The organism is Pseudomonas sp. XWY-1 (genome assembly GCF_002953115.1).
Lineage (GTDB): Bacteria > Pseudomonadota > Gammaproteobacteria > Pseudomonadales > Pseudomonadaceae > Aquipseudomonas > Aquipseudomonas alloputida.
This window is the reverse complement of the sequence record NZ_CP026332.1, coordinates 3,413,195-3,425,331: the sequence shown is the minus strand read 5'-3', so window position 1 is coordinate 3,425,331 and position 12,137 is coordinate 3,413,195. Positions and strand designations below refer to the sequence as shown.

The window sequence follows — 12,137 nt, the reverse complement described above, 5'->3', positions numbered from 1 at the left end:
TCATTGTAAATAAAGAAAATATTTATTGGCATGGATTGTGTTGATAGAGCATTGAGAGGCGCCGAAACAGGGTGCCGAGCCTATCGATCAGGAGCCCCCATGCCACGTGAAATTCGTTTGAACGCCTTCGAGATGAACTGTGTCGGCCATCAGTCGCCCGGACTCTGGAGGCACCCCAAGGATCGCGCCTGGCAATACAAGGATCTGAAATACTGGACGGATCTGGCCAAGTTGCTTGAGCGCGGTAAGTTTGACGGCATCTTCATCGCCGACGTGATCGGCATCTACGACGTGCTGGGCGGCAATGGCGATGCGGCGATCCGCCAGGCGACCCAGGTTCCGGTCAATGATCCGCTGGCGCTGATCACCCCGATGGCGCTGGTTACCGAACACCTCGGTTTTGGCCTCACCGCCTCGCTGACGTTCGAGCACCCGTACCCTTTCGCCCGGCGCCTGTCGACCCTGGATCACCTGACCAAGGGGCGCATCGGCTGGAACATCGTTACCTCGTACCTCGACAGCGGCGCGCGCAACCTCGGGCAGAAGGCGCTGAGCGACCACGATGCGCGCTACGACTACGCCGACGAATATCTTGAAGTGCTCTACAAGCTGTTCGAGGGGAGCTGGGAAGAGGGCGCTGTGCTGCGTGATCGCGAGCGCGGCATTTTCAGCGATCCGAGCAAGGTTCATGCGATCCGCCATCAGGGTAAGCACTTCCAGGTGCCCGGCATCCACCTCTGCGAGCCTTCGCCGCAGCGCACGCCGGTGCTCTATCAGGCGGGGGCGTCGAGCCGTGGCAAGGACTTCGCAGCCGGACACGCCGAGTGCGTGTTCGTCGCCGCACCGTCCAAGGTGATCCTGAAGAAAACCGTGGCCGACATCCGCCGTCGCGCTGCCGAGGCCGGGCGTGATCCACGCAAGGTGCTGATCTTCAACCTGCAGACAGTGATCGTCGACGAGACCGACGCCAAGGCTCAGGCCAAGTGGCAGGAGCTCACGTCATATACCAGCTACGAAGGTGCGCTGGCGCTGATCTCGGGATGGACGGGTATCGACTTCGGCCAGTACCGGCCCGACCAGGTGCTCAAGCATATCCATACCAATGCCATTCAGTCGGCAGTGGAAACCTTTTCCACCGCCGACCCCAATAAGCAATGGACGGTGCAGGAACTGGCCGATTGGGTTGGTATTGGCGGCTTCGGCCCGCTGATCGTCGGCAGTGCGCAGACCGTCGCCGACGAGCTGCAGGCCTGGGTCGAGGAAACCGACGTGGACGGCTTCAACCTGGCTTACGTCCTGGCCCACGAAACCTTCCGCGATGTGGTCGAGCTGTTGGTGCCCGAGTTGCAGAAACGCGGTGTGTACAAGACCGAATATCGTTCCGGAACCCTGCGCGAGAAGCTGTTCGGCGATGGCCCGCGACTGCCCGCCAACCATCCTGGCGCTGGCTATCGCGACCTCAGCCAGCAGCGCGAAAACGTCGATGTCAACCTGGCCGAGCCGGCCTGAATCGGCAGAGGAGTCATCGCATGAGCATTCATGAACGCTATCTGCCGTTGCCCGACGTAGTGGCCGACAGCGCCCTGACGGCGCTGCAGCGTTGGGCCAGAGAACGGCCGACACAAATCGCCCTGCGTCATCGCCGTCTTGGTGTGTGGAAGGCCTGGCGCTGGATCGATGTGCAGCACGAGGTCGAGCGGGTTGCCAACGGCTTGCGCCAGCAGGGGTTCGGCCCCGGGCAGCGCCTGGCATTGAGTGGCGCCTTCGAGCCGAGCCTGCTGATTCTGGCGTTGGCTGCCCACCCGCTTGGCGGCCAGAGTCTGGTGATTGGCCGCGACAGCCGTGGCGATGAGCTGCAACGGCAACTGCGCCAGGCGCGTCCGACGTTCGCCTTCGTCCAACGCCGTGAAGACGTGTCGCACTGGTTGGGTAGCGGCCTTGCCGAGCTGTGGCCACTGCGTTTGTTTTCCGCCCAGGCCAATGTCGTGAGCAACGGCTTGTGGCAGGTGCAGCCGCTGTCGACGCTGTTTGTCGGCGAGGCGCCGGTGGCGCAGCGCCAGGATTGGGCGCAGGTCGCAGAAGATGACGTGCTGTGGGTCGATGAGGGCACCGAATGGCATGAGGGATTGGGGCATTTGCTGAGCCGTTGGTTGCACCATGGCGAAAGTCTAGCCTTCCCGGAAACGAGCGAGTCTGCTGGTCGCGACCGTCGCGAAATCGCCCCGACCGGGTTGTTGTTGTCCGCTGCGGGGGTCGAGGCGCTGGCGGGCGAAATCGATGCCCGCCTGGCGCCACCAGACAGTTGGCGACGGCGTCTGTGTGACTGGACGCTGGAAAATCCACACCAGGGCTTGCGTCGCTGGCTGAAGCAGCGGGTGCGGCGTCTGCTCGGCTTCCATCGCTTGCGCCGGATCGAGGTGCCAAGTGCGTCTGCCAGCGTGGCGCTACAAGGCCCGGCACGCTTGTCATGGCTGCACGAATATCTGGAGCGCGCGGCATGAGTGCTTTGCTGGAGGTGCGCAACGTGTCGCTGTCGTTCAAGGGCGTGAAGGCGATTTCCGACTTGTCCTTCAGCGTCAGGCGCGGCGAGATCTGCGCCCTGATCGGGCCGAATGGCGCCGGCAAGAGCTCGCTGCTGAACATCCTCAATGGCGTCTACCGGGCCGATGCCGGCCAGCTGTTCTTCGCCACCGAGCCGTTGCGCCGGCCGCACCCGCTGCAGGCGGCGCGGCTGGGGATCGGCCGTACCTTCCAGAACAATGCGCTGTTCAAGAAGATGAGTGTGCTGGACAACCTGCTTACCGGTCTGTCGCGTTTCCAGCGCAGTTTCTTTCTCGAACAGGCACTGGGCCTGCCACGTGCCCGGCGCGAGGCCCGGGCTTTCGGCGAGCGCGCCGAGCAGGTGCTGGAGTTCCTCGAGCTGCAGCCCTGGCGCGACGTTGCCGTGGGCAGCCTGGCCTATGGCCTGCAGAAACGCGTGGAGCTGGGGCGTGCGCTGATCGCGCAGCCGACCCTGCTGCTACTCGACGAGCCGATGGCGGGGATGAACGCCGAAGAGAAACAGGACATGAGCCGCTTCATCGCCGATATCAACCGTGATCTCGGCACCACGGTGATTCTCATCGAACACGACATTCAGGTGGTCATGGGGCTGTCCAGCCACGTGGTGGTGCTGGACTACGGGCGCAAGGTCGGCGATGGCACACCGGCCGAAGTGCAGGCCAATCCCGATGTGATCGCCGCCTACCTGGGAGCGCCGCACGGATGAACTTCTTCCTGGAAACCTTGATCGGCGGCTTGCTCGCCGGCACCCTGTATTCGCTGGTGGCCATCGGCTTCGTGCTGATCTACAAGGCCAGCGGCGTGTTCAACTTCGCCCAGGGCGCGATGCTGCTGTTTGCTGCGCTGACCTTCGTTAGCCTGCACGAGCAGGGCCTGCCGTTCGCCCTGGCGTTGGCCCTGACCGTACTGGTGATGATCGTCGGCGCGCTGCTGATCGAGCGCCTGGTGCTGCGGCCCCTGGTCAATCGCTCGCAGATCACCCTGTTCATGGCCACCCTTGGCCTGTCGTTCATCATCGAGGGCCTGGCCCAGGGCTTGATGGGCGCCCAGGTACGCGCGCTGGATCTGGGCATCGAGGACGTCCCGCTGTTCGTCGGCGAACTGATGATCAGCCAGTTCGACCTGGTTGCCTCCGGCGTTTCCGCCTTGTTGGTGGCGGTGCTGGCGCTGCTGTTCAACAAGACCCGCATCGGTGTGGCCTTGCGGGCGGTGGCCGACGATACCCGCGCGGCGCTGTCGCTGGGCATCAACCTCAACCGCATCTGGCAGATCGTCTGGGCCGTGGCCGGAATGGTCGGGCTGGTGGCCGGGCTGCTCTGGGGGGCGCGTCAGGGCGTGCAGTTCTCACTCTCGCTGGTCGTGCTCAAGGCGCTGCCGGTGCTGATCATCGGCGGCTTCACCTCGATTGGCGGAGCCATCGTCGGCGGGCTGATCGTCGGTGCCGCCGAGAACCTCGCCGAAGCCTACATAGGCCCGCTGATCGGCGGCGGCATCACGCCCTGGTTCGCTTATTTCCTTGCCCTGATCTTCCTCTACATCCGTCCGGCCGGCCTGTTCGGCGACCGGGCCACCGAACGGGTATGACGCAATGACCGCTACCGTTTCACGCCTGGGCGCCGGCTTCGACGAGGCGCCGCTGACCCTGGTGCGCCGTCGCTGGCCAGTGGGCCTGCCGTTGTTGCTGCTGGTGGCCTTCGTCGGCTTGCCCTGGCTGGGCAACGACTACTGGCTCAACGCGATCCTGATTCCCTTCCTGGTGCTGTCGCTGGCCGGGCTGGGGCTGAACTTGCTCACCGGCTACACCGGGCAGACCTCGGTCGGTGCCGCCGGCTTTATGGCGGTGGGCGCCTTCGCCACCTACGGCCTGCTGCTGCGTGTGCCTGGGCTCCCGTTGCCGCTGGCGCTGATCGGCGGCGGGCTGATTGCCGGCCTGGTCGGCTTGCTGTTCGGCATACCCAGTTCGCGGATCAAGGGTTTCTACCTGATGGTCACCACGCTGGCTGCGCAGTTCTTCCTCGAATGGGTGTTCGCCAAGTTTCCCTGGTTCTACAACCATGCCTCGTCCGGCACCATCAGCGCACCGCGCCTGGAGTTGTTCGGCCACAGCCTGGCCTCGCCGGTAGGTCGCTACCTGCTGACCCTGAGCTGCGTGGTGCTGCTGACCTGGGTCGCGGTCAACCTGGTGCGCAGCCAGGTCGGGCGCAACTGGATGGCGATCCGCGACATGGACACCGCCGCCTCGGTGATCGGCATTCCGGTGGAGCGCTACAAACGCCTGGCCTTTGCCGTCAGCTCTTTCTACCTGGGCATCGCCGGTGCGCTCTGGGCCTTCGCCTACCTGGGCACGTCCAGTGCCGGCAGCTTCGATATCAACCGCTCGTTCCAGATCCTCTTCATCATCATCATCGGTGGCATGGGCAGTATCGCCGGCAATTTCATCGGCGCGGCTTTCATCAGCCTCACACCGATTCTGCTCAGCCATGCCGGGCAGTGGCTGTTCGGCGGCAACGTCGATGCCGGGCAATTGCAGAACCTGCAGAAGATCCTCTTCGGCAGCCTGATCATCTGGTTCCTGATCAAGGAGCCGGAAGGCCTGGTGCGCCTGCTCGGCGACCTGCGCGAACGCATCAGGGTCTGGCCGCTGCGATTCTGAGCACGACCGCCTCTTTCCATGAACCTTGACCCGACCGCGGGAAAGGAGGTTTTCACCCCAGCACAAGAAGTTCACACCATGCGCAAACCCTTGCATCGTCACCTGCTCGTCAGCCTCTTTGTGCTCGGCGCCCAGGCCCTGTCTCCGGTCGTCACCCAGGCCGCCGACAACCAGCAGTTCATTCCCATGGCCACCTACCGGGTCGGCGCCTATGCCTCCAGCGGGATTCACTGGTGGGCCGGAGAGATCGACTACTTCCGTTACATCAACGAGGTGGAAGGCGGCATCAACGGCGTCAAGCTGGTCTGGCAGGAGTGCGAGACCGAGTGGAACGTCGACCGTATCGTCGAGTGCTACGAGCGCTACAAAGATGGCAAGGATGGCGCGCCGACGGCGTTCTTCTTCACCCACAGCACTCCGGGCTCCTATGCGCTGATGGAGAAGGGCGCGGCCGACCGCATCCCGCTGATCGATGGTGCCGGCGGGCGCACCGAGTCTACCGACGGCAGCGTGTTCCCCTATGCCTTCCCACTGCTGCTGAACTACTACGGGCAGGCCTCGGTGGGCATCAACTACATCGCCGAGCGCGAGGGCGGCTTCGACAAGCTCAAGGGCAAGAAGATCGTCACCGTCTACCACGACTCGGCGTATGGCCGGGAAACCCAAGCGCCGATGAAGCTGCTGGCGGAAACATACGGCTTCGAGAACATCCAGATCCCGGTGGCCGATCCGGGCAATGAGCAGTCGGCGCAGTGGCGCCAGGTGTGGCAGATCAAGCCAGATTGGGTGTTCCTGCGTACCTGGGGCGTGTCCACTCCGGTTGGCATAAAGACGGCCGCACGCTTCGGCATCCCGGTGGAGCGCATCATCGGCGACGTCTGGGCCGGCTCCGAGGCCGACGTGCTCCCTGCCGGCACGGCGGCCAAGGGCTACCAGGCCCTGGCGCCGTTCCCCGGTGGCGACGGTTTCGAGATTCACCAGCGCCTGCGCCAGCACATCCTCGATGCCGGCAAGAGCGACCTGAAGGATAAGCGCTACTTCGGCAAGGTGTACTACAACATCGGCCTGATCAATGCCGCGATTGCCGTCGAGGCGCTGCGCACCGCCCAGGGTAAGTTTGGCAACCGCCCGCTCAACGGTGAGGAAGCGCGCTGGGGCTTCGAGCACCTGAATATCGACGCCGCACGCCTCAAGGCCAGTGGCTTCGAAGGGCTGCTGCCACCGCTGCAGCTGTCCTGCTCTGATCACGAGGGCGGTGGTGCGGCCCGCGTTCAGCAGTGGGACGGCGAGAAATGGGTGCTGGTGACCGACTGGATCCAGGCCGACCGCACCACCTTGCGTCCGCTGATCGAGGCCAAGTCCGCCGCCTATGCCCAGGAGAAGGGCATCACCCCGCGTAATTGCGCCAACGAGCAATAAACCCCCATGACCTGCGCCTGGCCACCGTCGCGTGGGCCGGGCGCCTGAGGAGAAAGACCATGCATGCAACGCTTAAACGCGGTGTCGCCGCCTTTGGCCTGGCGCTCGCGAGCTACGCCGCGATGCCGTCGGCGGCCCAGGCGGCCAATGAACAATTCTTCCCGCTAGCCACCTACCGAGTCGGTGCCTATGCCTCCAGCGGCATTCCGGTGTGGGCCGGGATGATCGACTACCTGCGCTACATCAACGACGTCGAAGGCGGCATCAATGGCGTCAAGCTGGTCTGGCAGGAGTGTGAGACCGAGTGGACGGCGGAGAAGGGCATCGAGTGCTACGAGCGCTTCAAGAACGGCCTCAATGGCGCTCCGGTAGCGGTCTACCAGCCCAATGGTGCGCCGGCTGCCTATGCCCTGGCGGACAAGGCCGAGGCCGACCGGATCCCGCTGATCACCCTCGGCTATGGTCGTACCGAGGCCACCGATGGCCGCGTCTTTCCCTACAACTTCCCGGTGATGCTGACCTTCTACAGCGAGGCTTCGGCATTCATCAACTACGTGGCCGAGCGCGAGGGTGGGCTGGACAAGCTCAAGGGCAAGAAGATCGCCACCGTCTACCACGACTCCGCCTATGGCCGGGAAACCCAGGGGCCACTGAAGCTACTGGCGGAGAAGTACGGCTTCGAGAACATCCAGATTCCCGTCGCCGACCCGGGTAACGAGCAGGCCTCGCAGTGGCGCCAGGTGCGCCAGCTCAAGCCGGACTGGGTATTCCTGCGCACCTGGGGCGTGTCCACCCCGGTGGCGATCAAGACTGCGGCGCGCTTCGGCTTTCCGGTCGATCGCATCGTTGGCGACATCTGGGCCAGCTCCAATGAAGACGTGCTGCCGGCCGGCGAGGCGGGCAAGGGTTATCTGGCCCTGACGCCCTATCCGGGCGGTGCCGACTTCGACATCCACCAGCGCATCAAGGCACACATCCTCGACAAGGGCAAGAGCGACCTCAAGGATCCTAAGAGCTTCGGCAGCGTCTACTACAACTCCGGCCTGGTGAATGCCGCCATCGCCGTCGAGGCGATCCGCGCCGCGCAGAAGCACTTCGGAGCGCGGCCGCTCAATGGCGAGGAAGGTCGCTGGGGCTTGGAACACCTCGATCTCGACGATGCGCGGCTCAAGGCGATCGGTTTCCTGGGGCTGATGCAGCCGCTGAAGCTGTCGTGCAGCGACCACGAGGGGGGCGGTGCCGTCAAGGTGCAGCAGTGGGATGGCCAGCAGTGGAAGCTGATCACCGATTGGGTGCAGGCCGATCATGTCACCCTGCGCCCCCTGATTGACGCCAAGGCTGCCGAGTACGCGAAAGAGAAAGGCGTGACCCCCCGTGCGTGTGACGCGCCGTGAACGCTCGCTTTTCACCTGTGGCAGGGGCTTTAGCCGCGACCGGCACGGGCAACGCATTTCAAGGCTGTGGGGCGGCAGGCGCCGCCCGCTGAACGACGACCAGAGGGCAACAATCCATGACCAGTGCGACTCTTCCAGCCGCCGTCAGCAGCGAGCTGCTGGCAGTGGAGGACATCGAAGTGATCTACGACGGCGCAATCCTCGCCGTGGCCGGTGTATCCCTGCGGGTCGGGCAGGGCGATATCGTCGCCTTGCTAGGCGCCAACGGTGCTGGCAAGAGCACCACACTCAAGGCTATTTCCGGCCTGGTGCAGGCCGACCGGGCGCAGGTCAGCCGTGGCCATATCCGCTTCCAGGGGCAGGACACCGCCGGTGTCGCGGCCAACCTGCTGGCACGCCAGGGTATCGTCCATGTGCTGGAAGGACGGCATGTGTTCGCCCACCTGACCATCGAGGAAAACCTGCGCAGTGGCGGCTTCCTGCGTAACCCGACGCGGCGCCAACTGGAGCAGGATCTGGAGCGCATCTATGCCTGGTTCCCGCGCTTGAAGACCAAGCGCAAGACTCAGGCTGGGCTGACTTCCGGCGGTGAGCAGCAGATGCTCGCCATCGGCCGCGCGCTGATGACCAAACCGCGCCTGGTGCTGCTCGACGAGCCCTCGATGGGCTTGGCGCCGATCCTCGTCGAGGAGATCTTCGCCATCGTCGCCCAGCTCAATGCGCAGGAGGGCGTGAGCTTTCTGGTGGCCGAGCAGAACATCAACGTTGCCCTGCGCCATGCTAGCCATGCCTACATCCTGGAGAACGGCCGGGTGGTGGGTGAGGGCAGTGCTGCCGAGCTGGCCGCGCGGGAAGATATTCAGCATTTCTACCTGGGCGGCAAGGCTGACTGAGCGGTGGCGACGGCTGTGGAACGCTGTGGTCATACCGCCTTTTACTGAGTAGGTGATGTTCCATTCAACGCGGCCCAGGCCGCGTTTTTTTTCCTGACGAAAGCGCTGTGGCGCCGGCAACAGCAGTTGTGCAGATTGCTCCGCAGACGGTGCATCATATTGTTGACTAGATTGTTCAAGTGATTGAATAAAAATGATTTTTTCTGTTGGCATGGTTGTTGGAATAACTGGATTTGCAGCGCCTGGAAAGGCGCCTACCTCGTCATTCCAAGGATCACTGCCATGCGCTCTACCGCTTGCTACAGAACAGCTCTTTCTCTGGCCATCCTGCTGGCCGGCACCGCGTTTGCCGACAGCGATGATGAAGGCTTCATCGACGGCACGCAGATCCATGTGCTCAACCGCAACTTCTTCTTCAGCCAGGACTATCGCAACGGCGACTTCACCCTCAACCCCAACAAGGGTCAGCGGCAGAGCCTGCATCGTGAATGGGGCCACGGCATCATCGCCAATCTGCAATCCGGTTTCACCCGTGGCACTGTCGGCTTCGGCGTGGATGTGCAGGGGCTGGTCGGGCTCAAGCTCGATGGCGGCAATGGGGCAGTCGGCAATGGTGTCGGCGTGCCTGGCATCGTGTCGCGCTCGGGGAGCAACTTCGATGGCGAGCCCAAGGACAGCTACGGCAAGGTTGGCGCCGCGCTCAAGGTGCGCGCCTTCGACACCGAGCTGCGCTATGGCGACGTCAGCCCGACCAGCCCGGTGCTGCACGCCAGCGACATTCGCCTGCTGCCGCAGACACTGCGCGGCTTCATCTTCAACAACAACTCGCTGGATGGCCTGAGCCTGCAGGGCGGCAAGCTGGAGTCGAGCAGTGACCGCAACGCCAGCAACCACCGTGGTGATCTCGGCACCGTCTATGCCGGGCGTATCAAGGGCGCCAACGATGTGGTGTACCTGGGTGGCGATTACTCGTTCAACGACCAGCTCACCTTGCGCCTGCACAGCAGCCGCCTCGACGACGTATGGAACCAGTCGTTCTTCAGCGTCGACCATGTGCAGCCGCTGGGTAGCGAGCTGAGCCTGAAGACCGGCCTCAATTATTACCGCACCCGTGACAGCGGCCAGGCGCTGGCCGGCCAGATCGACAACGACTCATGGAGCGTGCATGCCGGTGTGGCTGCCGGCGCTCATGGCTTCAAGCTGTCCTACACACGCATTGATGGCGACACGCCGTTCGACTACGTGTGGAACACCTATGACCTGCAACTGGATGCCGCCTCGCAGGTTTCCGACTTCAACAACCCCAATGAGCGAGCCTGGGAAGCCCGTTACGACTATGACTTCGCCACGCTTGGCGTGCCAGGGCTGAGCCTGACAGCCCGCTACGTGCGCGGTACCGACATCGACGGTACGCGCGCGGGGGGCGCTTACAGCTACTTCAATGGTACCGAGGACGGCCGCCACTGGGAGCGCAACCTGTGGCTGAAGTACGTGCTGCAGAGTGGGCCGGCCAAGGACCTCTCGTTCAACCTGATGCAGGCCACCCACCGCGTCGGTGGCGATCACGTCGCCGAGTCCAACGTCGACGAACTGCGCCTGATCGTCCAGTACCCGCTGGATATCAGCCTCTGAGAACCTGCTCACGATCTCGCGAGATAACGCCATGCAACACCGATGGCGGCCCCGCAAAAACAGGCGAGGCGCGGTCGGAGTCGCGCTCGACTTCACCCGCTGTAAATGAGCAGTCCGACCACGCTTGCGCTCCAGCCTTTTTTAACGCAGGAGGGCCGACGCGCAGCAGGTCGTGAACAGGTCTGAGGCAAGTGTCCGCCCGGCAACAGCCAATCCACAGTTTGCCGCCACAGGTGCTTTTCCAATTATCTGGATTGCGCATCAAGTCATTGAATATGAAGGATTTTCCAGGTTGGTACGGGCTGTGCAGTAGCCCTGGAGAATCCATCACGCTTGGAGCAACACATGACTCAGTCACAACCCGCCGATCTGCGCGAGCAGGTCAGCTCGGCGCCTCGGCGCCCGGCACAGATCATCCGTAGCGACGCCGAAGCCATCGAGGTGGCGCAGCGCTTGGCCGAGGATTTTGCCCGTGAGGCAGCCTGGCGTGATCGCGAGCGGCGCCTGCCCTGGGAGGAACTGGAGCGCTTTTCCGAAAGCGGTCTGTGGGCAATCAGCGTGCCCAAGGCGCACGGCGGCGCCGGGGTATCTTATGTCACCCTCAGCGAGGTGATCGCGACCATCTCCGCCGCCGATTCATCGCTCGGCCAGTTGCCGCAGAACCACTTTGGTGTGCTCAGCAACCTCGGCCTGACCGGCAGCGAGGCGCAGAAGCGCCGCTACTACGCCAAGGTGCTGCAAGGCTACCGTTTCGGTAACGCCTTTTCCGAAGCGCGCAGCCAGTACGTCACCACCTTCCAGACGCAGATCCGCTTCGACGGCGACAGCGCCGTGCTCGATGGCGAGAAGGCCTACTGCACGGGGGCACTGTTCGCCCACATCGTCCCGGTCGCGGGTGTCGACGAGGAGGGCCGCCCGCACATCGCCTTCGTGCCACGCGATGCAGCTGGCCTGACGGTGATCGACAGTTGGGATGGCTTCGGCCAGCGCATCACAGCCAGCGGCCAGGTGCGTATCGAAGGCGTGCGAGTGCCAGCGAGCGAGGTGATACCGGCCTGGAAGGCCTACTACCAGCCAACCGCTGATGGCCCGATCTCGCAGATCATCCAGGCCGCCGTGGACACCGGCATCGCCCGTGGCGCCTTTGCCGAAACCCTGCGCGTGGCGCGTCAGGCACGCCCCTGGGTCGACAGCGGCTTGCAGCACGGCTGGCAGGATCCACTTGGCCAGGCGCTAATCGGCGAGCTGGCCTGGCGCCTGCAGGCGGCCGAGGCGATCTTGCAGCGCGCTGCCGAGGCGGTCGATCGCGCCGTCGCCGAGCCTGGCGAAGAGCTCGTTGCTGAAGCCTCAGTGGTGGTCGGCCAGGCCAAGGTGCTGTCTACCGAGATTTCCCTTGAGGCGTCCAGTCGCCTGCTGGAGCTGGGCGGCACGCGCAGCGTCTCGGCCAGCCAGGGGCTGGACCGCTTCTGGCGCAATGCGCGCACCCACACGCTGCATGACCCGGTGCGCTGGAAGTACCACCTGGTCGGCAATCAATTGCTCAACGGCATCAAGCCGCAACGTCATTCCTGGAACTGAGGTCAC

At 63.9% G+C, this 12,137-nt stretch carries 10 protein-coding genes; all 10 read left to right on the top strand.

Annotated elements, in window-relative coordinates; all coding sequences use genetic code 11:
- Nucleotides 1-99: 99 nt before the first annotated feature.
- The 10 genes from PRJ_RS15895 (at nt 100) to PRJ_RS15850 (ending at nt 12,131) form a co-directional block, all read left to right on the top strand.
- A complete protein-coding gene (locus tag PRJ_RS15895; protein ID WP_104961915.1) occupies nt 100-1,509 on the top strand; it encodes an LLM class flavin-dependent oxidoreductase in 1,410 nt (469 codons plus the stop codon).
- Nucleotides 1,510-1,529: 20 nt separating this feature from the next.
- On the top strand, nt 1,530-2,501 hold the full coding sequence (locus tag PRJ_RS15890; protein ID WP_104961914.1) for an AMP-binding protein: 972 nt from the start codon (nt 1,530-1,532) through the stop codon (nt 2,499-2,501).
- Nucleotides 2,498-3,268: an ABC transporter ATP-binding protein gene (locus PRJ_RS15885; RefSeq protein WP_104961913.1), complete on the top strand. Its 771-nt coding sequence runs from the start codon at nt 2,498-2,500 to the stop codon at nt 3,266-3,268. Before PRJ_RS15890 ends, PRJ_RS15885 begins: the two co-directional genes overlap by 4 nt.
- A complete protein-coding gene (locus PRJ_RS15880; RefSeq protein WP_003253990.1) occupies nt 3,265-4,146 on the top strand; it encodes a branched-chain amino acid ABC transporter permease in 882 nt (293 codons plus the stop codon). The genes PRJ_RS15885 and PRJ_RS15880 overlap by 4 nt, the downstream gene beginning before the upstream one ends.
- Nucleotides 4,147-4,150: 4 nt before the next feature.
- Complete coding sequence (locus PRJ_RS15875; protein ID WP_003253989.1) at nt 4,151-5,215, top strand: branched-chain amino acid ABC transporter permease; 1,065 nt, start codon at nt 4,151-4,153, stop codon at nt 5,213-5,215.
- A 78-nt stretch (nt 5,216-5,293) separates the two neighbouring features.
- On the top strand, nt 5,294-6,634 hold the full coding sequence (locus PRJ_RS15870; RefSeq protein WP_104961912.1) for an ABC transporter substrate-binding protein: 1,341 nt from the start codon (nt 5,294-5,296) through the stop codon (nt 6,632-6,634).
- A gap of 59 nt (nt 6,635-6,693) precedes the next feature.
- Nucleotides 6,694-8,028 (top strand): ABC transporter substrate-binding protein, encoded by a 1,335-nt coding sequence (locus PRJ_RS15865; RefSeq protein ID WP_003253987.1) that lies wholly within the window; start codon nt 6,694-6,696, stop codon nt 8,026-8,028.
- Nucleotides 8,029-8,144: 116 nt separating this feature from the next.
- Nucleotides 8,145-8,921 carry an ABC transporter ATP-binding protein gene (locus PRJ_RS15860; protein WP_003253986.1) on the top strand — a complete coding sequence of 259 codons (777 nt, stop codon included), beginning with the start codon at nt 8,145-8,147 and terminating at the stop codon, nt 8,919-8,921.
- A gap of 282 nt (nt 8,922-9,203) precedes the next feature.
- Nucleotides 9,204-10,553, top strand: coding sequence for an OprD family porin (locus PRJ_RS15855; protein WP_104961911.1), 1,350 nt, complete (start codon nt 9,204-9,206; stop codon nt 10,551-10,553).
- Between the two features lie 345 nt (nt 10,554-10,898).
- Complete coding sequence (locus PRJ_RS15850) at nt 10,899-12,131, top strand: SfnB family sulfur acquisition oxidoreductase (RefSeq protein WP_104961910.1); 1,233 nt, start codon at nt 10,899-10,901, stop codon at nt 12,129-12,131.
- Nucleotides 12,132-12,137 lie beyond the last annotated feature (6 nt).